Annotated in this window: 25 protein-coding genes; 10 read left to right on the plus strand and 15 right to left on the minus strand. The window is 69.0% G+C overall.

From position 1 onward, the window contains the following. Window positions 1-4 precede the first annotated feature (4 nt). From ACE3Q8_RS07465 to ACE3Q8_RS07485, 5 genes are all read right to left on the minus strand, one after another. The gene (locus ACE3Q8_RS07465) at window positions 5-601 is read right to left on the minus strand and encodes a lasso peptide biosynthesis B2 protein (protein WP_374469631.1); all 597 of its coding nucleotides are present in this window, start codon (window positions 599-601) and stop codon (window positions 5-7) included. Window positions 602-893: 292 nt separating this feature from the next. Next, window positions 894-1,526 (minus strand): GntR family transcriptional regulator, encoded by a 633-nt coding sequence (locus tag ACE3Q8_RS07470; protein ID WP_374469632.1) that lies wholly within the window; start codon window positions 1,524-1,526, stop codon window positions 894-896. Between the two features lie 1,035 nt (window positions 1,527-2,561). Then, on the minus strand, window positions 2,562-2,771 hold the full coding sequence (locus tag ACE3Q8_RS07475; protein ID WP_374469633.1) for a hypothetical protein: 210 nt from the start codon (window positions 2,769-2,771) through the stop codon (window positions 2,562-2,564). Window positions 2,772-3,002: 231 nt separating this feature from the next. Next, entirely contained in the window at window positions 3,003-3,239 is a 237-nt protein-coding gene (locus ACE3Q8_RS07480) for a hypothetical protein (RefSeq protein ID WP_374469634.1), read from the minus strand. Window positions 3,240-3,359: 120 nt separating this feature from the next. Beyond that, window positions 3,360-3,533, minus strand: a complete 174-nt coding sequence (locus ACE3Q8_RS07485) for a hypothetical protein (RefSeq protein ID WP_374469635.1) — start codon at window positions 3,531-3,533, stop codon at window positions 3,360-3,362. 882 nt (window positions 3,534-4,415) lie between these two features. Between ACE3Q8_RS07485 and ACE3Q8_RS07490 the strand changes: the two genes are divergently transcribed. Continuing rightward, a complete protein-coding gene (locus ACE3Q8_RS07490) occupies window positions 4,416-4,637 on the plus strand; it encodes a hypothetical protein (protein WP_374469636.1) in 222 nt (73 codons plus the stop codon). Window positions 4,638-4,729: 92 nt separating this feature from the next. Continuing rightward, a complete protein-coding gene (locus ACE3Q8_RS07495; RefSeq protein WP_374469637.1) occupies window positions 4,730-4,954 on the plus strand; it encodes a hypothetical protein in 225 nt (74 codons plus the stop codon). A 427-nt stretch (window positions 4,955-5,381) separates the two neighbouring features. Here ACE3Q8_RS07495 and ACE3Q8_RS07500 read toward each other — a convergent pair whose 3' ends face one another. Further along, complete coding sequence (locus ACE3Q8_RS07500) at window positions 5,382-7,667, minus strand: TonB-dependent receptor domain-containing protein (protein ID WP_374469638.1); 2,286 nt, start codon at window positions 7,665-7,667, stop codon at window positions 5,382-5,384. Between the two features lie 383 nt (window positions 7,668-8,050). Beyond that, a complete protein-coding gene (locus ACE3Q8_RS07505) occupies window positions 8,051-9,007 on the minus strand; it encodes a DUF2493 domain-containing protein (RefSeq protein WP_374469639.1) in 957 nt (318 codons plus the stop codon). Between the two features lie 850 nt (window positions 9,008-9,857). Between ACE3Q8_RS07505 and ACE3Q8_RS07510 the strand changes: the two genes are divergently transcribed. From ACE3Q8_RS07510 to ACE3Q8_RS07520, 3 genes are all read left to right on the plus strand, one after another. Beyond that, on the plus strand, window positions 9,858-10,427 hold the full coding sequence (locus ACE3Q8_RS07510) for a hypothetical protein (RefSeq protein WP_374469640.1): 570 nt from the start codon (window positions 9,858-9,860) through the stop codon (window positions 10,425-10,427). A 650-nt stretch (window positions 10,428-11,077) separates the two neighbouring features. Then, complete coding sequence (locus ACE3Q8_RS07515; RefSeq protein WP_374469641.1) at window positions 11,078-11,554, plus strand: calcium-binding protein; 477 nt, start codon at window positions 11,078-11,080, stop codon at window positions 11,552-11,554. Then, window positions 11,551-13,173, plus strand: coding sequence for a hypothetical protein (locus tag ACE3Q8_RS07520; protein WP_374469642.1), 1,623 nt, complete (start codon window positions 11,551-11,553; stop codon window positions 13,171-13,173). Before ACE3Q8_RS07515 ends, ACE3Q8_RS07520 begins: the two co-directional genes overlap by 4 nt. A 205-nt stretch (window positions 13,174-13,378) precedes the next feature. On the opposite strand, the gene ACE3Q8_RS07525 is transcribed toward ACE3Q8_RS07520, so the two are convergent. Then, on the minus strand, window positions 13,379-14,296 hold the full coding sequence (locus ACE3Q8_RS07525; RefSeq protein WP_374469643.1) for a toprim domain-containing protein: 918 nt from the start codon (window positions 14,294-14,296) through the stop codon (window positions 13,379-13,381). Further along, window positions 14,296-14,994 (minus strand): DNA repair protein RadC, encoded by a 699-nt coding sequence (gene radC / locus ACE3Q8_RS07530; protein WP_374469644.1) that lies wholly within the window; start codon window positions 14,992-14,994, stop codon window positions 14,296-14,298. Before radC ends, ACE3Q8_RS07525 begins: the two co-directional genes overlap by 1 nt. Window positions 14,995-15,224: 230 nt before the next feature. Here radC and ACE3Q8_RS07535 point away from each other — a divergent pair, with 230 nt between their 5' ends. The 4 genes from ACE3Q8_RS07535 (at window position 15,225) to ACE3Q8_RS07550 (ending at window position 18,079) form a co-directional block, all read left to right on the plus strand. Beyond that, window positions 15,225-16,259 carry a sensor histidine kinase gene (locus ACE3Q8_RS07535; protein ID WP_374469645.1) on the plus strand — a complete coding sequence of 345 codons (1,035 nt, stop codon included), beginning with the start codon at window positions 15,225-15,227 and terminating at the stop codon, window positions 16,257-16,259. A 382-nt stretch (window positions 16,260-16,641) separates the two neighbouring features. Then, the gene (locus ACE3Q8_RS07540; protein ID WP_374469646.1) at window positions 16,642-17,034 is read left to right on the plus strand and encodes a response regulator; all 393 of its coding nucleotides are present in this window, start codon (window positions 16,642-16,644) and stop codon (window positions 17,032-17,034) included. 492 nt (window positions 17,035-17,526) lie between these two features. Then, the gene (locus ACE3Q8_RS07545; RefSeq protein WP_374469647.1) at window positions 17,527-17,784 is read left to right on the plus strand and encodes a hypothetical protein; all 258 of its coding nucleotides are present in this window, start codon (window positions 17,527-17,529) and stop codon (window positions 17,782-17,784) included. A gap of 58 nt (window positions 17,785-17,842) precedes the next feature. Next, window positions 17,843-18,079, plus strand: coding sequence for a hypothetical protein (locus ACE3Q8_RS07550; protein ID WP_374469648.1), 237 nt, complete (start codon window positions 17,843-17,845; stop codon window positions 18,077-18,079). 307 nt (window positions 18,080-18,386) lie between these two features. Here ACE3Q8_RS07550 and ACE3Q8_RS07555 read toward each other — a convergent pair whose 3' ends face one another. After that, entirely contained in the window at window positions 18,387-19,271 is an 885-nt protein-coding gene (locus ACE3Q8_RS07555; protein WP_374469649.1) for an AraC family transcriptional regulator N-terminal domain-containing protein, read from the minus strand. Window positions 19,272-19,401: 130 nt separating this feature from the next. On the opposite strand from ACE3Q8_RS07555, the gene ACE3Q8_RS07560 reads away from it, so the two are divergent. Next, a complete protein-coding gene (locus ACE3Q8_RS07560; protein WP_374469650.1) occupies window positions 19,402-20,181 on the plus strand; it encodes an SDR family NAD(P)-dependent oxidoreductase in 780 nt (259 codons plus the stop codon). A 71-nt stretch (window positions 20,182-20,252) separates the two neighbouring features. Here ACE3Q8_RS07560 and ACE3Q8_RS07565 read toward each other — a convergent pair whose 3' ends face one another. The 5 genes from ACE3Q8_RS07565 to ACE3Q8_RS07585 all read right to left on the minus strand — a co-directional run bounded on the left by ACE3Q8_RS07565 (window position 20,253) and on the right by ACE3Q8_RS07585 (window position 25,820). Continuing rightward, window positions 20,253-20,846 carry a TonB-dependent receptor domain-containing protein gene (locus ACE3Q8_RS07565; protein WP_374469651.1) on the minus strand — a complete coding sequence of 198 codons (594 nt, stop codon included), beginning with the start codon at window positions 20,844-20,846 and terminating at the stop codon, window positions 20,253-20,255. Between the two features lies 1 nt (window position 20,847). Beyond that, window positions 20,848-21,738 (minus strand): TonB-dependent receptor, encoded by an 891-nt coding sequence (locus ACE3Q8_RS07570; RefSeq protein WP_374469652.1) that lies wholly within the window; start codon window positions 21,736-21,738, stop codon window positions 20,848-20,850. Next, window positions 21,735-23,168, minus strand: coding sequence for a TonB-dependent receptor plug domain-containing protein (locus ACE3Q8_RS07575; protein WP_374469653.1), 1,434 nt, complete (start codon window positions 23,166-23,168; stop codon window positions 21,735-21,737). Before ACE3Q8_RS07575 ends, ACE3Q8_RS07570 begins: the two co-directional genes overlap by 4 nt. 312 nt (window positions 23,169-23,480) lie before the next feature. Further along, complete coding sequence (locus ACE3Q8_RS07580; RefSeq protein ID WP_374469654.1) at window positions 23,481-25,157, minus strand: hypothetical protein; 1,677 nt, start codon at window positions 25,155-25,157, stop codon at window positions 23,481-23,483. A 9-nt stretch (window positions 25,158-25,166) separates the two neighbouring features. Then, entirely contained in the window at window positions 25,167-25,820 is a 654-nt protein-coding gene (locus tag ACE3Q8_RS07585; protein ID WP_374469655.1) for an SCO family protein, read from the minus strand. Between the last annotated feature and the right edge of the window lie 211 nt (window positions 25,821-26,031).

The raw sequence follows: 26,031 nt of genomic DNA on the forward strand, positions 1-26,031 counted from the left end.
CCCCTCAGACCGCATGGATGGTCGCGTAGCCGTCGAGGTGTTCGGCGAACTCGTCGAGCGCGACCGCGCCGACCTGCAGCCAGCAGTGGGCCGAGAACGGCCAGGTGCTCACGCCGAAGCACCAGGTGGCGTCGAAGCCGCACCGGTGAAGGAAGTTGAGAAGGAAGAAGCTGCGCACGAGGCACTTCGCCGGGAGCGGAGCCCAGACGACCGCGTGCTCGAAGGCGCGGCTCAGCCGCACGACGCAGGCTTCGTCTCGCGAGAGCTGACGCCCCCGGCGGTTCTGCGCCACATGCTCGAGCATCTGGGCAAGGCTTCGCCCCCGATAGCGCCAGGCCACGTCCCAGAGTGCGGCCGCCAACGCCCGGCGGTGTCGCCACGACAGGGCAGGGCCCCCGGCTCCAAGGGCGGTGTGCGTCGGCTTCTGGGGGACGATCCGGGGCGCGGCGTCCGTCATCGGTCGCAGAAGGCCCGCCTCGGCGAGACCTCCGCACAGCGCTTCGCAGGTCACCTCGCCATCGGCCATCACGGAGGTCCGCCAGGCCTCGCCGACCCCCGGCAGGCAGAGGTAGGCGTCCGCCGCCACGTCCAGCAGGACCACATCCTCCCCAAGGACGGCGGCGCGAACATCAGGTCGAAGTTGCAGGCGCATCGCAGGAACGGCGGCGCCGGCCAGGGCCGGCGCCGCCTCGTCGTCAGGGCTTGAAGTACAGGCGCTCGTCGATCTCGACGGCGTTGCCGTCGTCATTGCCGTTGGTCGACGCCTTGGCGCCGCCGAGACGCAGGATGCGCAGGCCGAGCAGCTTGATCATGGTCATCTCCATCGTTCTACCGCCGGATGGCGGTGGAAGAAGTTCACAACCCTGGATGTGTACATTCAACCTATATCTGATCTATTCCGCGCCCTGCCGGCCGCCCGCCTCCAGGAGGGTGGCCAGCCGTTCGGCTTCCCGGATCCGCGCGGCGTGGAACCGTCGCAGCAGCGGCAGGCGGTCGCTTCGGGCGGCGCCGTCGGCTGCAGCCAGCCGCGCCGCCTCTTCGGCCAGGTCCCCGAGCACCTCAGGCTCCAGCCGCCGCACCGGCCCGAGCTGGACTTGCTGCACGCCGAAGGCCGAGACCAGGGAACGACTGCCTGTGAGCAGCACCCAGCGCCGGAACAGCGCTTCGACAGCGGGCACGGGCGCCCGCAGAGCCTCCGCCTCCAGGTCTGACCTTGACCCGATCGTGCGCATGGCGCGCCGCGGCTCATGCGCGATCAGCAGATGAGCCAGGCTCAATCGATAGAGGTCCGCGATATCGGCGGCGCTCAACGGGCGCACGAAGTAGCCCTGCCCGCGCCGATCCTCCACCAGCCCCTCGCCAGCCAGTCGGGAGAGCGCCTCGCGAACCGGGGTCGTGCTGAGGCCCAGGGCGTCAGCCATATCGAGGGCGGTGATGCGCGCGCCGGGGCGGAAGCCGCCGGACTGCAGGCGCTCGCGGAGATGAGCTAACGCCAGGTGGAAAGGTTCGGCCTGGTTCTCGGCCATCGCTCGCTCCGCTGGCCTCGACAGGCGCAAAGCGAAAGGAGGCGGACCTGGCTGGGCCGAAGGCAAGGGCGATATTTTGCACTGTCCTGGCGCACCGCGGCGAGCGCCGGCCAATATTCACAATGCACGCCAGCGAATGGCGCGCTCACGCCGGTCAGGAAGGGGCGGCCCCGCTCCACGGCCGCGCTGTCGAGATGACGCGTGAGAACCTGCGCGACCAGCGCGGTCGGCAGGAGCGATCACGCCCGCTCACCCCGCCGAAGAGCGGAAGCGGGCGCTCTGCACGCGCCGGCATGCTGACGGCGGCCGCCGGCTCGGCTCATAGGCCGACCCAGCCCTGGGCCGGTGGCGCGATGGGCCGCCGCCGAGCGCGCGCCGTGTCCGCGAGACGCTGCGCCGGACGGCTCGGCGGCGTTCCCGGCGGCGCCTCAGCCTCGACGACGGGCCTGCTTGCACGTCCGGGGCCTTCGGCTGCATTGCGGCGGCGCCCTGATGGTCAAGGGCGTTGCTGGAGAGCACGGCCGGCGCCTGCCTGCGCAGCGAAGCACGCCCAGGCCTGTGAACGGGCGTCTTCGGCGGCCGAACCGGCTTTGATCCGGCGCGAACGGACGCGCGCCTGGCCGTGCGCCGCGCCCTCGGCGGCGGCGCTCAGGCCACGGCGACGCTGCCGACGGTGTGCTGCCAAGGACTGATGGAACGGCCCCTCCCGACGCCGCCGAGCTTCCGGTCCGCTCGACGTCCACCGGCCACCGCGCCAGCGCCGCGGACCCTGCCAGATCCCACCGTGTCGCGTCGTTTCGTCGCATCGGGATGAAGCCGCGGCGGCGTCGCGGGGAGCGCTGCTCAAGACTGACGGGACCGCCAATTTGACGCATGGCGAAGCTTGGGCGCGCCCATTAGTCAAGGTCGTGCAGGGGGTTCGCGCGGCGCGGTCGCGCGGCGAAGCTGCGGCGACCGGGCCGGGAGGGTGATCGCCACATCACTCTCCCAACCGGCGCTGCTGCGGAGGCGCTTCCCCCCGAAAGCCGCCAGAGTTCAGCGCTCGCTGGCCGCGATCAGAGCCGGCAATTTGGCGATCTGGAAAGCGAGGCGGCAGGCCTGCGCCTTGGACATATGCCGGCCCACCGACGCTGGGTTGTCGTTCCAGTAACAGTAGGCCAGCGCCACGCCTGTCGCGTCGATCACGCGGTAGGAAGAGTTCAACTCCTGCACCACGAGGGGCGGCTGGAGGGGCGGCGGCGGCATCGGCGTTGTCTCGTGCTTTAGAAGGTCGCGGCCCCAGGCGCTTGCGGCGCCTGGCGCGAACCGACCTTGCGCTGGAGCTTCTTGTTTTTCCTTTAAGATGCGCGACGCCTGGCCCCGAGCCGCAACGGACCCCCTGGCGAGCCCTCCGGGAAGGCCTGCTGACCGCTCGCCGCTTCGACCCGCTTGTGGGCCGCTAGCCCTGCCCAAGCGATGTACGGTGGGTGCGCTCCGCTACGCGGGGGTGGCGTTGACGAAATAGCTCTCGCCGGGGCCTTCCGGACCGACGATGCGCACAATCGGCTGCCCCGGCTCATCGGGATAGGCCAGCTGCAGCTCGCCTCGGCGCTGCGAGGCCCAGTCCAGAAGCACCAGTTCCACCGGCCGGAGCTCCAGGGTGTCTGCGAGGATCAGCACCTCGGCGTCCGGGTCAAAGGCGGCCAGCGCCTGGATCATGTCGCGCACCTTCATGAGGACGTGCTAGCGCCGACGGCTCGCCTTGCAAAGTCGGCAGCCCGCAGCCATCCGCGCTGCCCGACGGCGCGCCTGCGGAGCGCCTCGCGGCGCCGGCGCATCATCGGCCGGTCGGCGTCAGCTCGGATCGGGGACCGTCGCCCTGCCGCCGTCCGGGGCGGGCTCGCGTCGCCCGCCGGACGCCGCCGTCGAGCTGGCGTCCTGCAGGGCGCAGGCCAGCGCCGCGGCTTCGGCGCAGGAGAGCGCTATCTGGTGACGGTAGCCGGAGAGGGTGGCGATCGAAACGTCCACGCCTCCGTCGGTTGGTTCAACCATGATCCTGCTCGGCATCGCCCCGCCCCTGGTCACGGGACGACTCGCTCATCCCGCATTTCGCTGTTATGCGACGTCGCGGACCTGCGCAAGGGGCGGCGACAGCGCGTCGCAGCCCGCAGCCCTCTGCAGCCGTGAGTGATCCATTCAGCACCACCACGGGCCGCCCTGCGGACATCCGCACAGGGCCGAGCGACCGCCACCAGCACCACAGGGGTGTCGCGCTCGTGCGACGACGATGGCGAGCTCGCCAGCAAGACCCCCTCCCCTGAGCCGGCGTAGCGAACGGAACCTGAGCACCGCCGCCACGGCGGTCGCCGGCCACCCAGATCCGGCTCCAAGGGTGGCTCCGTCACGCCCGAGCCTTCGACACGGCGCCGGTTCGCTTAATGCGTCGGTCGGGTCAGCCAGAGCGCCAGCAGCCGCGGGAGCCCGACGCCGCTACTCTCGCAAGCTTCGGCGAAGCTGCGCCCGCAGCGGAGCATGGCCAGGGCCGTGCGCTCCGCGCCGGCGCCCGGCGCGGGCGCCGCATCGGGGTGGGATGGCACCCAGCCCGGGGATCTCTGGGGCGCCGGGTTGTCATTGGCCGCGCGATGGGCGGCAGGGTCTTGCTCGCTCATGGAGCGAGTCTGGCGGGGATCGAACGGCGAGCGCCGTCTTTTGACGCATCCGCATGGCGTTGCCGGCGGCCTTTCATCTTGCGCCCAGGCCGCGCGAAGGCGCCGGTGAGTCGCCGAAGCCTGTGCCGGACGCGGTTCCCCCCGCAGCCGCTTCATGATCTAACCCTGTTGACGGCGGACATCGCGCCGAGATGACCGAGTCAGCCTCGGGGGAAGCTCATCGCGGGGGATCGGTAAAAACATGCCCGCCTACACCTTGGTGATCACGGATCATGCATCTGGCGCACAGGTGAAGACCCGCTCCGCGTGGCGCGACGACGCCGCCGCCATCCAGGAGGTGCGGCAGGTGCTTTGCGTCGACAACACCTCCGCCGCCGTAGGCCGCGGGACCGGTGACGACGTGGCCTGGCTCGGGGCCTGGGAAATGAAGGGAGGCGCTCTAACATGGACGGCGCACCTCTGACGCCAGGCAGACGCCTGCAGCGTCCGGCTGCGCGGGCGGCGCAGCGAAAGCTCACCGGCCGCTTGAGGCCGCGAGGCGCGGGGGGAGGGATTATGCGGACCTATACGGTGGTGATCATTCGCGACGACGGGCGCCGGATCACAGGGACGACCTGGGCGGCCGACGATGAGGGCGCGGTCCTGGACGCCCGGGACATGGTCAGCGCGCGCTATCCCTCCGCCCTGCTCGCGCGCGGCGGCGAGGGCGCAGCCGACATGTGTTGGCTGGGCGCCTGGAACCTGGTTGACGGCCATGCGCGGTGGAAGACGGCGCAGTAGCGTAAGCGGCCTCTCGGCGGAGCAGGCGACCCCAGAGGACGACGCTCGCCAACGCTGGCCTGAAACCGCTCGGCTCGGGTCTCGGCTTCAGCTCGGGTGGGGTGAGGCTGGGGCCTTCAAGGGCCGCAAGCAGAGGCGGCGGCGCAACAGCGGACCGCCGCGCCGGGCGTGCAGATCCCGCGCCAGGCTTGCACCGGGCCGGCGGCGTGCGTCCAGGCCTCCAGACCGGTCGTCCCGCGGCCGCGCCGTCCCGCCTCCAGACGCTGCAAGCTGATCTGACCCACAGGCCGCCCTCCCCGTCGAAGCCGCGGCGCTGGGGCGCGCGGCTCGCCCTATGGACTGTAAGGTGGCGCGCAGCCCGCCAGTGCAGGCGCGGGCAGGGCCGCCAGCCCAGGGCCCCAAGTGGGTCCTGGACGGCGAGGACCGATCAGAACGCCGCAGACAGGCTGAACTGCACCGTCCGCCGAGGTCCAGGCCGGAAGGTGGCCGGCGTGTTGATCGTGGGCGAGATGGTGCCGAGGTAGTCTTCGTCGAAGATGTTATCGACGTTCACCCGCGCCTTCACCCCCTCGAACGGGCCCGCCATAAACCCGTCGCCGAGGTCCAGATAGGCGCTCCATACAGTGTAGCCTGCGGTGGTCTCGGTATTGGTGAAGTTCGTGTAGCGCTTCGAGATGTGGCGAGCCGAAAGGTTGAGAATGAAGCCTTCCGTGGGCTCAAAGGTCACGCCGCCTTGCAGCAGCCACTTCGGGAAATCCGGGACGCGATTGCCGGCGATCGCAAAGGTCGCGAAATTGTCCTGGAACTCGGCGATATTGTACGACGCGTTGGCCTTGAAATAGACCTTGCCGCCAAGGACGTTCGGCTTCCACTGCCCGCTGAATTCGCCGCCGTGGGCTTCCACCGAACCCACGTTCTGGAAAAACGTCTCCGTGGTGGTCGAGCCTGGGACCACCGAGGCGAACGACTGCAGTCGATTGTCGAACGATGTCATATACGCCACGAGAGAGGCGTTGAACGTCGGCCGGTTCGTGCGGACGCCGATCTCCCAGTTCTTCGCCGTCTCGGCGTCTGGCGGCGGCGGGTTGGGACTGGCGGCGGAGAACACGTCGTCGGCCCCGCGGGGCAGGGCCATGTTCTCCGAGTAGGACGCAAACACCTGATCCCACCCTGTGAGGGACCAGACCAGCCCCACCTGCGGCAGGAAGCTGTCCTTCCAGGTCTTGGCGATCACCGGCTGACGCCGGGCGATGTAGTCCGCCGGGTTCCGGTACCCGGAAATCTGGTAATCGATGTTCAGCGCCTTGAAGCCCACATCCAGGCTGAGCCGGTTCTCCAGCAGGCTGAGGGTGTCCTTCAGGAACAGCTGGACGGTGTCGCGGGTGGAGACGTAATTGCGCTGCAGGTGCACCGGCTCGTTGAGCAGCGGCGCGCCATCCGGATCGCCGTTCTCCACGTTGTAGCGCGCCTGGGTGCGGTGGTAGTCGTCCTTCTCCAACCAGACGCCGCCGCTGATGGCATGGGCGCCAAGGCGCCACTCGGCCCGGGCGTTGACCCCCTTGCGGATCCCGTTCGGAACGGAAAGGCCGTACTGCAGGCCCCGCGGCGCGGTCAGCCCCGGAACCACCAGGCGCTGGGCGTTGTGGCTGGCGAGCGAGGTGGCGTAGGCCTCCGGCGACACCCCGTAGCCTCCCTTGTCCTCGTAGTAGCCGGTGGCGGTGACGCGCAGCGTCTCCGTCAGCGCGCTGTTGAGGGTCAGGGCGTAGAGGTGGTCGCGCCGGGCGTTGACGGCGAACTTGTAGTACTGGTTGAAGGCGGCGTTGGAATACGGGATCCCCGCCGCGGTTATGGGCAGCTGCTCCGGGGTGGCAGGCGAGCCTGCCGGCCCGGGCAGGGGAACATAGCCCAGATAGGCGAAGTTGCGACCACGGCGGCGGAAGATATCGCCGGCCGTTCCCCGATACTGGGCCAGGGTGATGGCCGGGCTGTCGTAGTCGAAGTACTGGTTGTGCACCGTCTGGAACATCAGCTCCGAAGCGCCGAACCGGTAGCGGATCTTGGCCTCGTAGTGCTCACGGTCGATATAGCCGGGGCCCCGCCACAGGTCGCCGCGGATCATGGAGCCGCTGACGAAGGCCGCCAGGCCCGCATGCTCACCGGTCTCCAGCCGCAGGAACCCGCGCTTCAGCGCGTCGGACCCGAGGGTCAGACTTGCGAAGCCCCCGGCGGTTTCGCTGGGATCCTGGCCGATGTAGGAGACGATGGGGCCCAGGGACGCATAGCTCGCCAGGGATACGTCCCCGGCCCCGGACGAGGCGGTGACGCGGGCCAGGTTCTCGTTGTCCACATAGCGGTAGATCGGGCTGCCGCCGAACTGGTCCGATCGGCCCATGGGCACATTGTCCAGCAGGAAGCCGATTTGCTGGAAATTGAACGCGCGCACCGAGACGGAATTGCCAAACTCGTACATTCCAAGCGCGTCGTTGGCCTGCACGTTGAACCCGGGCAAACTCTCCAGCATCTTCAGGCCGGTGATCCCCGCCGGCGCAGAGAGCAGGGCGTCACTGGTGATCGAAACCGTCGCGGTTGGCTGATCCGTGCCGATGGCCAGGGTCGCCTCGGACACGCGACTGCCGGTGACGACCACCTCTTCCAGGTCCGGCGCCCTCTGGGCGAGGGCCGGCGTGGCGGCGCCGAGCACGCTCGCCGCCATCAGCGCGCGCCGCAGATTTCCGGCGCGACGCTCCCGTCTCGTGTCAACATCCATGTCTGACCCCCGTCATCCCGCTGTCACACAGGATCAGGCGGTGAAGCTCGCCGGAGCGCGAGCGTGATCGGCGGCGAACCCGGCACAACGAGCGCCGATGACCATGGCGCGCGCAGAGTGAACAACCATCAGGCGCCAGATCGCCCGCGAGGCTCTGCGCCGCCCGCCAGAGGCTCCGCAGCCGACGGCCTGTCCCAGCCCGCACGGCCCGCAGGCGGCGGCCGTCCAGCAGGCCGCCGCCGGCCCAGCGCCCGCCGCTCCGGCCCCGCCACCGCCTGCCGGGGGCGCTCGATGGCGCATCGCGGAGCGGTCGGACACCCTCTCGCCCCTCAGCCGGGCAGGGGCGGCGGCGGAGCCTGGCGCGCCGCGATCCGCACGCAGCGCAGGCCACGCGACTGGGCGGCCTGCGCCAGGCTCAACGCCGGGCCAAAGCCGGACCCCGCCGCGTCCGGCCGCTCCAGGGAACGGGCCAGCGTCAGGACGCAGACCGGGTCCAGCGCCAGCAGCTGGTCGTTGGCGCGGAAGGGGGCGGCGCGACCGTGTCGGGCGAAGTCCGGCCGCGCAAGCACCAGGGTGACCTGTTTCTGCTGGGCCCAGCGCTTGGCGATGCGCTCGCCGCCGGGGGCGCCGGTGATCCCTAGAGCCAGGTCCGGCCACTGCGCCCGCGCCCAGTTCAAGGCGTCGTAGATGCGGCTCGCGTCGGTGGGGCTGTCAGCCTGCGGACTGGCGCGGAACACGACCACAGGTCCCTCCGGCCCAGCGACCCTGAGGCGGCGCTGCTCGGCGGCCCGCAGCGCCGCCTCGGCGTCCACCTGGGCCGCCGTGACGCCGTTCGCCGCAACCCCGCCGCGCCAGGGACTCCACACCGCGCCGGTGGCGGCGCCATAGGCGGCGGCCGCGGCGTCGCGGACCAGCTCCACGGCCAGAACCGCCACGTCACCGGCGTCGGCCGCGCGCTTGGCGTCCTGCAGATCGTGATCAGCGACCTCGCTGCCGTCGAACTCCCGGAGCCGCCGCGCCATGGTGTCGCGCTGGCGATCAGCGGCCCGCTCGAGACGCTGCGCGCCGGCGTGCAGGCCGCCGATGAAGGTTTCGGCGATCACCTCCGCCTGATCTTCCAGGGCCGTGCCGAGCAGGGTGTCCAGCAGCTCTGTCATCAGAGCGGTCCCGAGCTGAACCAGGGCGTCCTGCGTCGGATGCGGCCGAGGATCCTCAAGGGCGCAGGTGCGGGCATCGAAGGCGCCGAGGTCAGCGGTGTCGAGAACGGGGTGGCGGCGGATGGCCATGGGACGCTCCTGGAAAGCGGGGCTGGAGCCGAAGCTCGCGGCCGCGCCCGCCGGAGCGCGATGCGGCGGACCAGGGCGCCGCAGGCGGCGACGCGCACCCTGGTGGGCCGTGGCGCGATCCGGCCGCTCACCGCAGCTTCGGCCCGCCCCGCGGTCCCGGCGCCCGATGACGTCCTTCCCACGCCGGCCGAGGCGGCTATCCGGCCGGCGGCGCGCTCCGAAGGTTCACCCTCCGCGCCCGACCTCGTCCGCCGGCGAACCCGCCCGGCTGCTGGGGCCAGAGCCCCGTCGCGCGGACCAGGGCGAGCAACGGGAGGCCCGCCCCGCGTGAAGCGCGTGCGGCCGAGGCCCGGCTGGGCCAGCGCCGAAGCGGCCGGGATCGCGCTTTCCGCGCCGGGACGCGCCCGCGGCGCCGGCCCAGGGGAGCCTCGCCAACGCCTGTAGCCCCTGACCTGGGAGCCCCTGACCTGGAACCCCATGGCCTGGAGCCCAAAGGCCTGGTGAACAGCAGAAGGTCGCTCGGCGTCGCGAGGCTGATGACGGACGTGGGGCTCCCCTGGGCGGCGCGCCAGGCTGGTGACGCCCGGTGACGACGCCCGTCCTCGATCGCACGCCCTGAGGCGCAGGTGCGGGCGGGTCGGCCTAGGATCTGGCCGGGGAAAGGCGGCGCCGATGCAAGATCACCTCGGGGCGCCGGCCTCCCGCGCCGTCCTCGCCGCCCAGGGCCGTGGCGTCGCGCGCGCGCGTCCGCGCCGAACGCCCTCCGGCGCGCTTCAGCTGCGTTCCGGTGGGTGGCGGAACCCTGATCTTCCCTGCGCGTCATTCCGCCGGCGGAGAGATAGGGGCAGAGATGCGGCTTGTGTTGCTGAGCTTCACATGGCTTGCGCTGGCCGCGTGCTCAGAAGAGCCCGTGCCCGCGTTCAGGCCGGAGTGGATTCCGCCGGCGTCCGGCGACGGGAACTTCCAGGTCTGCGTCGTTGACGCGCGCGAAGAGGGGATTTCCGAGCTAAGGCTCCCGGCTGGTCTGCTCTTCACCTCTTGGGGGCAGATCACGGACAGCCTCCTGGCCGGAGGCGGCCACAACCCGCAAGGCACAAGCCTCGACGAGAAACACAGCGACCAGCGCGCCTATGGTCTGGTCACCCTGGAGCCCGTCACCCTCACCGTCCGGGATCCGTGCCGGCGTCTCCCCGCCCGTGCGATCATCACCGAGAACTCCGGAAGGTGGGCGTCGATCCCCGCGTCCTTGCACTACCTGTTCCAGGCCAAGGCCGGATTGCGGGTCCAGCCGGACGGCCGGCTCACGCCCGCGCGCGACGACGAGAGCTTCGATATGGATGCGCTCATCATGGGCCTGGTTGTGGGCGTCCCTCTGGCCGACGTCGGTGAGCCGCTGATGCTGCGCGAGGAGGGGGAATAGCACCGACGCGCAGCCTGCGGCGCGATCTGCGCCGGCTCTCCGCAAGACGCGCCTCATGAGCGGTTCAGTCGGCCTCGAACCTGACGTCGCCCGTCGCTCCTGAGGGCGCCGGCCCCAGCTGTGGGCCGCAGAACGCCCCCACCGCCGGCGCGTCTGCGCGCGTTCTCGCTTCGCGCCTCGCACGCAAAATCCGGCGGACGCGGCGTTCGCCGCCGCGCTGCGCTCGCCACCTGTTAGCAAGCTATGGAAATAAAGCGCATGCGCCTGCATAGGTGGTGCGCACGACACATCTCAACCCGGCAAGCTTCGTCCAAGTGGACACAAGGTGCGACGTCTCGTCACCCAGGCCGGGTCACCATAGCGATCCGCGGAATTCCTGCTAAGCAGGATGCGCTGCGATGTTCAAAGTGTGGAGATGTCTGCCAACACCGCCTCAACCGCCGCGATCTTGGCGATTGCGCCGGAACAACTGACGCGGTAGCCGCCATAACTTGGGGTTGCCGGCCGGCAGTGCGGCGGACGACCCCTTTCCCTGGAGCGGCCCACGATTGTGCGGAACGCGCGCGCCGGTCACTTGAACCTATTCGTACAATCAACGTCAGGGCAGGCACTGGATATTCTGCTCGTCTAAACCCTGTGGAGATTTTGCTTTGACTCTAGAGCAAGGCTTCTTTGCTCGCATCCTTGGTGGCGCGACCATCAGCAACGCCAAGATTCTGAGCGGCACCGACGGCGACGATCAGCTCGCAGGCGCCGCCGAGGCGGAAGAGATCTACGGCCTGGATGGCGATGACAGGCTCTATAGCAACGGCGGCAATGACACCTTGGTCGGCGGCGCTGGCTCCGACTCGCTCTACGGCGGCAACCAAGCCGACCTCATGCTGGGACAAGGCGGCCACGATGTTCTCTATGGGAACGAAGGCGCTGACAGCCTCGTCGGGGGCGCTGGCCAGGACAAGCTCTATGGCGCGGGCGGCGACGACCTGATCTATGGCGACACGCCGGGCGAGGAGCCGGACAGCGCCGCCCCCGCCCCCGCCCCCGCCCCGCCTCGATCGCGGCGCACGGTGCGAGCAGCACGCCCGCCATCGTCTTCTTCATCCCCGGGGAGCCGGGCCTGCAGGTGACCGTCACGGAAGCGTCTGGCGGGAAGCTGCTCTTCCAGCTGCAGGTGAGCGACGTCGTGGACGGTGTCGGCGACCTTGCTGACATCGCCGATCTGCGCGGCCTGTTCTTCGATGTGGCCGACGCCTCACTGCTGTCGGGGCTCACGGTGGCCGGCGACGCGGTCACCGGTTTCAAGTTCCTGGCCAATGCGGTGAACACGCTCGGCAACGATGTGACCATGAACGGTCCTGGGCCGGACACCTACGATGCGGCGGTGGAGTTCGGCTCTCAAGGCAGGGGCAAGGACGACATCCAGTCCACGTCCTTCACCCTCAGCCACGCTTCGAAGCCGCTCACCTTGGAGTGGGTCGAAAAGCAGAACTTCGGCGTCCGCCTGACGAGCGTCAGCATCAACGGCGATCACGGGGATCGCTCAGGGAGCCTGAAGCTGACCGGGGTCTCGCCGTTCGCCGGCGCGCTCGCGCCGCCGACGCCCCCGCCCCCGCCCCCGCCTTTTCCCCCGGGATCGACGAGCGGCCATGACGATCTCATCGAGGGCGGCGCCGGCAACGACACGATCGACGGCGGCCAGGGCAACGACGAGATCCAGGGCGAGGGCGGCGATGACGTGATCGTCGGCGGCTCGGACAATGGCTCGCGCAATGCGGCCGGCTCCGAGATCACCATTGGCGACAACCTCTACGGCAATGATGGCGCCGACACCTTCCTGTTCCGCCGCGGCGACGGGGTGGACTTGATCTGGGACGTGCAACCGGGCGCCGACGCCATTCGGGTCTCCGGCTACACGCTTGCTGACGCCAAGGTCGTCCTGGTCGGCGCGGTGACCAACCAGATCGCCACCTACGGCCACCAGAAGATCGCGGTTCTTCTCGGCACCGGGGATGCGATCGTGTTCAACGACTTCCCCAATGCGTCGAGCAGCGCGCCGCTCATCTACTTCGACAACGGTCAGGCTTGGTCGGCCGCCGATCTCATGGCCGCGGCCAAAGGCTCCGGAACCGCCGCCGGCGCCTCGGCCGAGCTGCAGCGCCTGATTATTGGCGGCTCGTCCAACGACCAGCTCAGCGGCTCCCCCCAGTCGGACTACATCCGCGGCTTGGACGGCGATGATGTGATCCACGCGGGGGCCGGAGATGACGACATCCATGGCAACGCAGGCGACGACGTGCTCTTCGGCGGCGACGGCGCCGACTGGGTGGTCGGCGGCAAGGGCGCCGACCGGCTATACGGGGAGGATGGCGCGGATCTCGTGCTGGGCAATCTCGGCGACGACACGCTTTCCGGCGGCGCCGGCGACGACATTCTCCGGGGCGGCAGGGACAATGACAGCCTGAGCGGCGGCGACGGGAACGACTGGCTGTCCGGCGATCGGGGCGACGACACCCTTGTCGGCGGCGCTGGCGCAGACATCTTCCACACCTTCCAAGGCGCCGAGCTCGACCGGGTGCTGGATTTCAACGCCGGCGAGGGTGACCGCGTGTTCGTGCTTCCGGGCACGACCTATTCGGTCAGTCAGGCGGGGGCCGATACCGTGATCGATCTGGGCGGCGGCGACCGGATGGTGCTCGTCGGAGTCTCCGCGTCGAGCCTGCCGGCAGGGTGGATCTTCGGCGCCTGACCCGTCAGCGCCTCACGGCGTTTTCGCCATCTCTGGCGCGGCCCAGCCGCTGAACCTGTGTCGACCTGCGGGTCCGAGACGCTCGCGAACAGCGGTCGACGCAGGCGGCCCAGACGGGTGGCGCTGCGGGCAGCTCCGCCCAGGAGCCCGCAGCGCCCGCGTCGCGCCTGCGCATCTGCGGTGTCGCCGCAGGCGGAACCACGCCTCACGTGCCGGGGCGAGATCGGCCAGGCTGGCCAGGTGACCCTCCGACCGGCCCGCGGATCGCCTGGGCGAAGGCGTTCCAGTCCGAGAACCCTCGCGGCGGCAGGCGGAGCGCCACCGCCAGGCCGCAGGCGCGCAGCCGCACGGCCAGCCGGCGCGCCGCCCGCAGCCCCGTGCGGTCCCGGTCCGCCGCCACCAGCACCCGTCGCACGCTGGGCGGCGGCGACCAGCGGGACAGGCCGCCGGCGGACAGCAGGGCCCAGGCCGGTCGCTGCAGGTGCTCGGCGGCGGAGAGGCAGGTGAACACACCCTCCCCTACGACGAGCTCCGACGCCGCGTCGTCGAGGCGCACGGCGCAGCCGGGCGGCAGCACGCCAATGGTCTTGCGCGGCGACCGGACCCGGGCTGTCAGCCCATTGGCGGCGAGGTAGGTCACCTCCACGGCGCAGATCGCGCCGTCAGGCGCGCGGACACCCGCCAGTAGCGCTGGCCGACACGGCCCCTGGTCGGCGTAGACGGCGGCCGCGACCGCGGGGTGGGCGCGAAGAGCGGGGCCGCCCCCGGTGACGGCGCGACGCTGCAGGTGACGCGCGGCCGGCGTTCCACCCAGCTCGACGCCCTCGGCCCAGAGCGCCCGCGCCCGCGCAAGGCGCTCGCGGAGCGACAGCGGCGGCGACGTCGTCGTGGTCTCCCCGCCGCCCGGTCGGCCGGCCGCGTTGATCAGGCCCCGACGCCGCAAGTCCTGGAGGATCTCGCGCCAGTCCTGGCCCGCAAAACTGTGGGCGATCACCCGCCCGTCCACGAGGAGCAGCGACGCCGAACGGTCCGCCGGGCCGTGCCCCGGCCCCGGCACGTTGGCCCGCCGGCCGCCGTCCCACAGATCTCCGCCGAGAACGCGAACGATGTGCGCCAGTGACATCACATCACCCCCAGGGCGCGCAGGCTGGCCACCGAGGCCGCGCCCACCACAAGGTGGTCGTGGACCTGCAGGCCGAGCGCACGGGCGGCCTCAACCACCTGCCGTGTCATGTCAATGTCCGCGCTCGACGGCGTGGGATCGCCGCTCGGGTGGTTATGCGCCAGCACGAGGGCGGAGGCGTTCAGCTCGAGCGCTCGACGCACCACCTCGCGCGGGTAGACCGGGGCATGGTCGACGCTGCCCCAGCCCATCACCTCATCGGCGATCAGCCGGTTCTTGCGATCCAGGAAGAGCACGCGGAACTGCTCGCGGGGAGCCGCGGCCATGACGGCGCGCAGGTAGTCGCGGACCTGCGGCCAGGAACTCAGCACCTCCCGGCTGCGGAAGGGCGCCCGCAGGGCGCGGGCCTGCAGCTCACCCCAGAGGCGTAGCTCGGCGGCCACGGCGGCCGGCGCCACCTGCCGCAGCTCCGGCGCCGGCGCGCCCAGCACCTCCGGGAGAGATCCAAACCGCGCCAGCAGGGCCGCCGCCAGTTCCGCCGCCCGCGCGCCCGCCACACGGCTGAGCGCCAGCTGCAGGGCTTGTGCGTCGTCCAGCCCCGCAAGGCCGTCGGACAGCGCGCGCGCCCGGAGTTCGGCGCTTTCAAGGGTCTCGGCGCCGGCCGGCGCTTCCGGAGCGGAGTAGGACTTGGGACGCATGACGCCCTCCATGGGCTCGACGACCCCACCAGCGGGGCCGCCCGCCCGCGCCCTTCCCCCCGCCTCCATCCGCCGCATCGCTGCGGCAGAGCGGCGCCGGCCTTCCGCTGGACGCCTGACCCGCCCCCCAGTCCCAACACGCGCGGGGCGCCGCCCGCCGTCCGGATCGGCCGCCACGCGCCTGGGCTGCCGGCTTCCGCTTTGGCCCCCGGCCTGCGACACTGTGCGCCGTGAACGGTGATCCCAGCAGCTCCGATACGGCCGGCCAGCGGCTGGACGACCTCATCGAGAGCGTCTCCGACGCCTTCTATGCGGTGGATCGGCAGTGGCGGGTGGTGATCTGCAACCGGGCTGCTGAAGCCTTCTTCGGCTTTGGACGCGAGACTGTGCTCGGGCGAGACTTGTGGGACATCTTCCCCGAGGGCCGGGAGCGGCCCTTCGGCCAAGCCTGTATGGCGGCCATGGAGCGCGGCGAGGTCTCGCAGATCGAGGCGCCCTCCGCGTTTCGCGTCGGCCGCTTCGTGGAACTGAGGATCGGGCCGTTGCGAGCCGGCGGCGTGGCGGTCGCCTTGCGGGACGTGACGGAGCGGGTCCGCGCCGAGCGGAAGACCAAGGCGGCCGAGGAGCATCTGCGCCTGGTGGCGCTGGAGCTCAATCACCGGGTGAAGAACAACCTGGCGACCGTCCAGGCCATCATCAGCCAGACCCTGCGCGGCGACCAGGATCCCGGGGCGATGCGCGAGGCGCTGCTGCGCCGGATCACCGCCCTCGCCGCCGCCCACGACATCCTGACGCGGGAGAAGTGGGACGGCGCGGACGTGGCGGAGATCGCCGCGGGAGTGCTTACCGCCCTTGATGAGGCCGGCGCGCGGGTTCGAGTGGAAGGACCCGCGCTGAGGCTAAACACCAAGGCGGCGCTGGCTCTGGCCATGGCTTTCCACGAACTCGGCACCAACGCCCTCAAGTACGGCGCGCTCAGCCGACCTGAGGGCGAGGTGCGGCTGGCGTGGCGCGTCGCCGGCGACCCGGCGACGCTCACGCTGGACTGGACTGAGCGCGGCGGACCGCCGGTGGCGGCGCCGGCCTCGCACGGTTTCGGCACGCGGCTGCTGAAGCGCGGCCTCGCGGCCGAACTCGGCGGCGCCGTGGAGATGTACTTCTCGCCCGAGGGGTTCAGCTGCGCCATCCAGGCGGCGCTGACGGACGCCGTCAGCCCGCCGGCCGGGGCCACCTGGGCCGCGCCGGGCGCGTCACGCCACCGCTGAAGCCAGGACAAGGCCGCCACACCCTCGGCCGGCCGCGAACCGCGTCGCAGTGCGGTGGTGAACCTCGCCGATCCAATTCACGCGGGGAGCGCGCCGATGCCTCGCCGCAGAGGGCAGCCGATCCACGCGGCGCAGCGAAACGTCCGGCGACGCCCAGGAACGGGCCGCGGCGTCCTTGCTCCGCGGGCGAGACGGACGGCGCCCGCATTATGTCTCCCCGCGAGATCGGGGCGAGGTCAAGGCGCGCTCCTTGGCGGCGCCGCCTCAGCGAACCGCCGGCGCGAGACGTGTCGCGGCGTGGCTTGGCCATTCGCGAACCGCGGGGCGCAACCGCAAGCGCCGCCTTACGTTGTCGTGTCTCACCTTCGGTCGGGAGACGTCGTTGCGGGGCTTGCGTGTTTTCATCGTCGAGGATGAGCCGCTGGTTGCGGTCGTCCTGCAGGACATGGTTGTAGACAGCGGCGGCGAAGTGGCCGCAACGGCCCAGAGCGTTGTGGACGCCCTCGCCAAGATGGATCTGCAACCGTTCGACATGGCCGTACTGGACGTTGATCTCGCAGGCCGCAGCTGCCACCCGGTGGCGGCGGAACTCAGACGTCGCAAGATCCCCTTTCTGTTCGCCAGCGGGTCCGGAGAGCATGCCCTGCATCCACAGGATGCCGGCGCACCGGTGCTTCATAAGCCTTTCGCGGAAGGGGACCTGATGCGGGCGATGACAGCTCTGCAGCCCCGCCCTGGCAGCGCCGGGTCCGACGCCCCTTCTTCACCGATCTGATATGGTGGGAACGTTTGGGCCATCTGAAGCGGCTGCGCGCGACGCGCTGCCGATGACGATGGATCGGCGCCATATGCCCGCTGCGAGGGTGCAGGCGTCGCCGCACAAGCGCGCCAGCTGCGGAGGTTCGCGGCGAGGTGTAAGGCTGGGTTCGTCATGGAGATCTAAGCTCTCGCACGTCGTTAGCGAACAGTGGGAAGTCGCTTGAGACCCGTTACTTGAATTCCGCCCGTCCGGCGGCCGCTTCGGCGGCGCGCCGGTCTCCGGGCTTGTGAATGGCGGCGGCGGGGACGACGGTGAGGCTCAGGTGGCCGAGGCGGCCAGCGCCAAGTGCGGGGCGCCGCTCCGCCGGGTGATCCGTAAAGCGGCGTTGACGGCTTGCGCGCGACGCCGGCCACAGCACACGCGTGGCGTCGCCTGAGCGCGAAGCCTCCGGGGCGTCTAGGCGCCGCCACAAGCGACGGGGTAGCCTCAGCGGTCGGGAGGTCCGCAATGAGCCGAACACTCTACATGAGCGTGGTCGAGAAGCCCCATCCGCAGGCGGCGATCCTGCAGTCCGACAAGTCGACGACGCCGGTGATGAAAGGCAACGCCGACGTGAACCTGGCCTGTGGCTCCTGCCAGGTGGTCCTGGCGCAGGGGCTGACGGTGGAGTGGTTCGCCAACCAGTTCCAGACGCCTTTTCAGCTGCTCCTGCGATGTCCGAAATGCGCGGCCTACAACCGCCTGCCGGCGACCTTAGGCCCGTAAGCCCGCCGTTGGGCGGGATGGCTCGCGGCCCGCGGGACCCGTCACCCCGGAGATCACGTTGAGGACCCGGTGTAAAGATCGCCTTCAAAAACGCCGACGTTTCTTCCGTCTCGCGTCGTCCGTTGAACTTCTGCTGCCCGACGCGGCCGGGCTCTACGAAGAGATCAGCACACATCACTGTTATCGCCCAGCGCTGCTGCGGAGCAGCACTGATCCCGGCATCTTCTTCCTGAGAACGGCTCAGGCGACCAGCGCAGTCGCCGCCTACGACCAGATGACCTTCTACGAAGCCTGACGTTAAATCCTCCAGCGCTACGGTATCCGCAGCGCCATCCGAGGCCTTCCGCCCCTCGGGCCGCACGACGAACGCGCCGTCTTGGCCAACCACATTTCAAACGGCTCATAAGAGCAGGCCAGCTACGCCATTCACGACACGAGGGACGGTGGCCGCTTACTAAGGCCGGTTCCTGCGACAGGATCAGGCGGTCATTGCCGTCCAGGCCCTCAATCGGGCTGGGGAAGCCGACCAATCGACGACGAACGGCCCCGAGAGAACAGCCCCAGGCATGCCGGATGGCTTGGCGATGCTACCCGCGACGCCCTCATGCGGCACCACGGCGCAGGGCGGCGACGTCCTGCCGCGGTGGGGCGCCAAACAGGCGTGAATACTCCCGCGAGAACTGGGAAGGGCTCTCGTAGCCCACCTGATAGGCCGCGCTCTCCGCATGGGCTCCGGCGGCGAGGAGGCGCCGTGCTTCCAGAAGGCGGAGCTTCTTCTGGTATTGCAGCGGCGTCATGCCCGTGCACGCTTTGAAGCGTCGGTGGAACGCCGATACGCTGAGCCCGGCCGTCCGGGCGAGTTCTCCGATGGGCAACGGACGGGCAAATCGGTGTCGGAGCTCATGGATGGCGGCGATGAGGCCGCGAGATTGGCCATCGCCGAGGGCAAGGCGAGCGACTGCGCCCCCCTGCGGCCCCGTTAAGAGCCAGTAGCAGAGCTCCCGCATGATGGAGGGCGCGACGATAGAGATCGCGTCGGGCTGTGCAAGCAATCGGACCAGGCGATACGCGCATTCCGCCAGCGGTCCGTCGAAGTCGACAATGAACGCCGCACGATCGACCTTGCTCGAAGGCGGTGGCGCAGGCAGCGCCTCCAGGACGTCGCGCGCAATCGCGAGATCGAGTTCAATCACTAAGCCCAGAAAGGGCTTGGCCCGATCGGCTTCCGTCACTCCGCCGGCGGTGGGCATGTCGACGCTCACGAACAAGGCCTGGCCCGCGCGGTACTCCATCTCCTGCACCCCGAAGGCCGCCCACTTCGCGCCTTGCAGGACTGCGCAGAGCGCCGGCTTCTGGACTCGATGAGCCATGGACCGAGGCGTAGACGAACGCAGAATCTGAAGACCGCTGAGGCCTGTAGCGTGAGCCCCGTCAACGGCTGGAATCGTGAGCTGCTGTTCGACGGCGGCCATAAGATCACCTGACATGCGCGGTTCCCCTCGCTCTTACCGACCGCTCCAGCCGGGAGCAGGATTGGGCAAGAAGCAGCTTCGTTCTGTCATTCAAACAGAGCCACCGCCGACGGACTCTGTGGGCGCTCCACAACAGAGGTCCAACATGCCCAACGAACCCATTGGCGGCCCTGCCGCGCCCGTCGCCATCGTCACTGGCGGCAGCCGCGGACTTGGCCGTAACACCGTCATCAACCTCGCTCGTCGCGGCGTTGACGCCATATTCACTTTCCGGACCAACCGCGACGCAGCCGAGGCGGTTGTCTCTGAGGCCGCGGCGTTGGGGCGCCGTGCGTTCGCCCTGCAGCTCGACACGGGCCGGGCCGGCCAATTCGACAACTTCGCCCAGCAAGTGACCCAGACGCTTGACGCGCTCGGTCGAGAGCGCTTCGACTACCTGGTCAACAACGCCGGCGGCTCGCACCATGCACTGATCGGCGCCATTTCGGAGGAGGACCTCGACCTTCTCTACGCCGTCCACTTCAAGGGCGTACTTCTTCTGACGCAGGCGCTGCTGCCGCTGATTCGCGACGGAGGCCGCATCGTCAACATCTCCACAGGCCTCACCCGCTTCGCGTATCCAGGCAGCGCCGCCTATGCCTCCATGAAGGGTGCGGTGGAGGTCTTGACCCGCTATCTGGCCAAGGAGCTCGGCCCGCGGCGGATCGCCGTCAATGTCGTCGCCCCAGGCGCTGTGGCCACGGACTTCAGTGGCGGGATGGTTCGGGACAACCCGGAGGTGAACCGGCGGGTGGCCGACATGACCGCGCTGGGCCGCGCCGGCGAGCCGGACGACATCGGGCCAGTGATCGCGTCGCTGTTGTCCAATGACAGTCGCTGGGTGAACGCTCAGCGGATCGAGGTGTCCGGTGGGATGGTGCTGTAGCAAGGCGGCGAAGAACAAGCAGCGCCGGCAGTCCGAAGCTTCGGACTGCCGGTCGCCATTCATTCGACGCCTCAGAACTTTGCCCGGACGCCGACGGTGTAATAGCGGCCCACCACGTCGTATCCGACGCCATAGGGGGACACGAGACCTGGCGCGCCGGCCACCGTTCCGAAGATCGGCGGGTTCTTGTCGAACAGGTTCTGCACGTTGGCGAACAGCACCAGATCGTCGGCGACGCCGCGGAGCTTGTAGTCAACGGACACGTCCGTGTAGGCGTAAGCGTCAGCATCGGGGATGATCGATACAATCGGCTCGGCAAAGGCGCGCTGCTTGGATTTCCAGCGCTGATTGACGGCGAGGCTCCACACATCGTTGGAGTACGCGACCGTAAGGTTCAGCCGCAGCTTCGACACGCCGTTCACGCCGGCGCCGTTGGTGATCGCGCCCCCGAGAATGGGCTGTGTCAGCAGCTTGGGCTGGTAGGAGCCGAGGAAGCGGAGGTCGACGCGGCCGGGGACGGCTCCAAACAGGTCTGTCGCCTCGAACCCGTAGTTCACCTCGAGATCGGCGCCCCAGGTGGACAGCTTACCCACGTTGAGAGACTGGCTGAGCACTGTCGTGGCGGTGTTCTCCGGGGTCCGGTTCTCAAACGGGAACGGTCGCACGTTAGAGCGCGCAGTATGGCGACGTCCCGTTGGAGTCTTCGCACAGGCGCTGGATGGCGGCCGACGTGCCAGCCACGTTGGTGATCGCCTTCTCGAGTTCGATGTCATAGTAGTCCAGGGAGACGCTGAGGCCGTTCAGCCACGAGGGCCGATAGACCACCCCCACAGTCAGCGTGTCGCCGATCTCGGGGACCAGGTCGGGGTTGCCTTGCGAGCGGGAGACCACCGTGCGCGTGACACCCGTATGAAGGTCGGCAAAGCCAAACAGAGTCGCGCTCCCGGGACGGTAGAGATCCCAGAGGTTCGGCGCGCGGATGTCACGGGAACGGGTCGCCCGCACGCGCACTTCGTCGGTGACTTCCCAGCTCAGACCTAGCTTCCAGGTCTCCACGCTACCGCTCGTGCTGTAGTCGGTGTAGCGCGCCGCGCCGTTGAACTCGAGCCGCCGGATCAGCGGAAGATCGGCGAGCAGCGGCGCCAGGACCTCCACGGCGGCCTCTTTGACCGTCTGCTCGGCGCTGAAGGCGCCGTTCGTGTAGCCAAAGTAGGCAGGCGTGGATGGCAGACAATTCGCCCGCAGCCCGGTGCAATCCGCACGGGTCAGCGGATCGGTGTCGCTCACCATCTTCGTCGAGAGATCACGATACTCGCCGCTGAGCGAGACCACCACAGGCCCCGCGGGAAGCGTGAAGACCTCGCCGGAGATGCCCCCGTTGATGATCCATTGCTTGGTGATCAGATCCTGGGTCGTATCGTCCGAGACATAGTCGGCGGCTTCACGGGTGACAGCCGTGGGCCCGAACATGTTGATCGGGACGCACCCCGGGAAGCGAGATGCGAAGGGTGTGAGGGACACCTGGCAGACCGCCTGACCGGTCGCGGGATTGATCACCGCGTAAGGTCCCAGTCGAACTTCGAAGCGAGCTTGCCGGCGAAACCGACCGTACCCAGGACGTTCTCAGTCCTGTTTCGGTTGCCGACGTTGCCGATCACCGAGTCGCTCCGCTCATACCTGGAGAGCACGAACGACGGCGCGCCGGACTGGGTCAGCACCGATTGGACCGACGGCGGCAGGAAGGCGTTCCCACTGAGGATCACGGCGTCGCTTAGACCGTTAGCGCCGGGCAAGCCGTTGGTGCCGAGCGGTAGAAACTTGTTCGCGCTCTCGGATCGCGCGTAGGCCACGTCGGCGTAGGCGGAGAACGTGTCGCTGAACTCGTAGTCGAAGCGGCCATAGGCCTGATCCGTGGCGAGGGGGGCATAGAGCGTATTGTCGAAAATGAGACCGCCGCCGCCGCTCTGCAGGCCGTTACTGCCCGTTCGCTCGCCGGGGACGAACGGCATGAGCACGCCATTCTCGACGAAGTCCCGACCCACCAGCCCGGCGGGGCCCACCGTGATCAAGCCACCGTAGGTATAGATTGCGGCTCGACCGTTGCGCGTCAGGGTGAAGGGATTGGCTGCGCTCCCTGAACCTGTCGCGGTCCAGAAGTCGGCGCCATTCGGGCGGTCGCGGACTGTCGGGATCCCTTCCGAGTCAAAGTGCTCGTACGAGGCCATCACATGGGCGCGTCCATCGCCCGTGAGATCCGCCCCGCCTGCGATCCCGAACTTCCATTGCTCGTTGTCGCTTCGGGATGACGTGCCCACGTGAGCATTGACTTTCAGGCCGGTGAACCGGCGGTCGACGACAAAGTTGACCACACCGGTGACCGCGTCCGAGCCATAGACGGCGGAGGCGCCGCCGGTCACCACATCCACCTTCTGGATCAGCATCTGCGGGAGCACGTTGATGTCCACTTCCCCCGCCGTCGTCGTGGAGGGGACGCGGAGGCCGTTGAACAGGATCAGGTTCCGTTGTGCGCCGAAGTTCCGAAGGTTCAGGGTGTTGGCAGTGCCGACGCCGCCGGCTGAGCTGGGCCCGCCCTGCCCCGACCGGGTGGATTGCGCGAACTGGGGAAGCTTGTTGAGGGCGTCGGGGAGATTGGACGGCGTCTGGGACATGAGCGCCTCAGCCGTGACGACGGTGACGGGGGTCGGCGCCGCATTCCCGTTGGTCACAACCCGCGAGCCGGTGACGACGACGCCTTCAAGGTCAGCGGTCGGATCAACGCCGGCGACTGCTGCGTCCTGTGCGTACGCCGAAGCCACGCCACCTCCGGCAGCCATTCCGGCCCCGGCGATCGTGGCCAACAGGAAACTTTTAAACTTCATGCTTCCCCCGATTCCGCATTCGCGGATCATGTTTGTCTGAGACAAGACGTCACAACCACGTCGGGCATGGGCGAACGCATTCCACCTGACGGTGAACTTCAGGATCACTGGACGTTACACGGCCCGCTGCGGAGAGGCCCGCAGCTATCCTTCCCTAATTCCACGCCAGGATCGTCGTTGCTCGCGACCCGGATCACTTTCGAGCCGACATTACCGCGGCCGCTAGGCCGGTCAAGAATAAAATGGTCGTTCGTTTCCTGGGGCTGCTAGAACGCCGCGGGAGGCTGGCGGTAAGGACCGCGATGGCGAGGGCGAGCCGTCGGCAGGGCGACGCAGAGCCGCATCCCGCCGGGTGGCAGGCGCTCGACCGCCACGCCGACGGGCGGCCGGCGGTGGTGAGCCGCCGCCGGGTCCTGGGGATCAGCGGGACGCCACCCGCCGCGACGTCAGCCCCTCGATCCTGAGACGCCGGCCCTCCTGGAGCTGGAACGCCAAGCTCAACTGGCTCGCCTGAGCCCAAGCGGCGGAGATGGCGCCGGGGCGCGTGACGTCGATGCGGCGCCCCTTCACGGTCGCGACCGGTTCGCCGTCCAGCAGCACCGCATAGACACCGCTCCGTGGCAGGTTGCGGACCCGGAAGGAGACCTCGCCGCGATATTCGGTTCCCGGCTTCACGGCGACGGCCAGCACGCCGCGCGCCTGATCGAAATAGGCCTGAGAAACGAGCACCTTGGGATAGTCGACCCCCACCACTTCAGGTCCGTCCACGACGTAGGTGGACGCGAGGTCGTTGTTCAGTCGCCACAGACCTTCGCCCGGGTTGAGCCGCGCGAAGGCGAGGAGCGCATTCCCGTTGAGGGGACCCACCTGATACTCACCGATCTGATCGTCGCTGAGCGGCTTCGGCGGATCCTTCTTGTCGCCCGGGAGCTCGTCGCCGGTGACGAACATCGGGCCGCCAGGAACCTTCACGTCGTTCGTAGGGTAGACGTAGCGTCCATTGCGCCATTGCGGCCTGAACTTCGCATCGGCGAAGTCGAGCATTCTTTGCGCCGTGGCGTGGTCTCCCACCTCAGCCGCCAGCGCCGCCATGAACCCGTAGTCTGAGGACACCGAGGCCTGGTTCCAGCGGACCTTGAAGGCGTCTGGGTTCGTGTCGAGGAGCGCCGGCACCGTGGCGTCCCGCTGAGCAGGATAGACCTGCTTCACAAGGTCCTTGTTCCACGCGTGCAGCGTGACCCCCGTCCAGCCGTCGTTCCAGCCGCTCGGGTTTGAGATCAGCGTCTGCTCGGCCAGCAGGTACGGCCCAGTGAAGCGCTGGGTCTTCTTCTGGTCCAGGAACCCCAGGGCCATGGCCTTGTCCCAGAACGCCTGCCGGATGTCGGCCAGGTTCCCACCGTGGACCTGATCGTAGTTCATCAAGCCAAGCACGGGGTGCTGATTACATTCGGCGAACACCAGGTTCGGCTCGCACTCGACGCCGGTGAATTGGCTGTCGACGAACTGCCGATGGATGATCTGGGCGAGATCCTCGTGATTGTACTTATGCACGAACGGGTTGGCGTCCGTGATCGCGAACGTCAGGAACCCGGGAGCGTCATAGCGCTGATCTCGGTACAGAAGTTCGTAGAGTCCGATCATCTGGAGCAGATGACCGCTGTACATGATGTTCTTCTCGCGGACTGGATCGCGCCAGTCCTTGGTCTGGTCGAGGTACTTCTTGAACCTCGGCGCATCGATGACCTTCTGCCACCAGCCCCACACATCATTGCGGGTCATCTTGCGGATGAGGTCGTTCGAACTCGCCTGATAGAGCTCGCGGTAGGCGGGGGTCTGCTGGCTCTGCGCGACCGCCAGGGCGTAGTACATCCAGGCGATCTGAAACTGATACGCGTCGAAGGCGTTCCGCACGCCGACTTCCATGTCGCGCCACTCGCCGTCGGGCTGTCGCGCCAGCTCCACGATGTTTCGGACCTGACCCATCTCCTTGTCGTCCAGGACCGGGTAAGCCGGATCCGCGGCCGCCGCGTGAGCCGCCCCTCCCAGAAGGCAGAGGCAGGTGGTGACGAGCAATCCCAGGCGCGAGGTGCGGACCATGGCCATTTCCTATTCTTCAGGGGCGAGCATCGCGCCGACGGCGGCGCGGAATTCAGGGTCATCCAGCGCGGTGGCGGGCGCCTGGGCGGCGATGCGCCCGTGCTCGTCCACCAGGTCGACCATCGCAGTGTGGCTGAACGATCCATCCGGCAGCTTCTGGAAGCGGACGCCGAGGACCCCCGCAAGGCGCTCGCGCACGCCGGCGGGCGCAAGCGCCACGGTCCAGCGCGGCGAATCGATCCCATGCGCCTTGCGGTAGGATTCCAGCACGCCGGGTTGGTCGCGATCGTCGAACGAAACGAGCACGACCTGCAGGCGGTCGCGTTCCGCCGGCGCAAGTCGCCGTTCGATCTGCAGGATGTGCTCAGTCATGAGAGGGCAGACGTCGGGGCAAGTCGCGAAGAACATGGTCACGATGGCGGGGCCCCTCAGAGACGCGAGGTCGACAACCACTCCATCCGAGCGAAGGACCTTGAAACCGGCAGCGAACGGCGAGGTCTCTCGCGTCAACCCATAGCTGGGCGCAGCGGCCGGGCCCGCCTCCTGATGGTGGTGTTCCTGAGCAAAGGCGGGCCGCCCCATCATCAGCAAGGCGGCTGCCGCAACGCCGCAGGCCAGACGCGCCGCAGCACGCCGGGTTCGGCAAGGGTCAGGCCGGATCAAGGGCGCCTCCCGCGGCCATGCCGGGATTTGCGGTTCAACTGCGCCTCCAATCGCGCGGGCGGCCGTTCAGCGGCGCCTTCGGCATCGTGAAAAGAAATGAACCACCGTTTCTTATCTTAGGCAAGGTGCGCCGCCGATGCGGCGCATCGGACGAAACCCGTCCTCGCCCTGGCGCAGACCTGACCGGGCGTGATGGGTCTGGACGCCAAGA

Origin of the sequence: Phenylobacterium sp. (genome assembly GCF_041913825.1) — a bacterium.
Classification (GTDB): domain Bacteria; phylum Pseudomonadota; class Alphaproteobacteria; order Caulobacterales; family Caulobacteraceae; genus Phenylobacterium.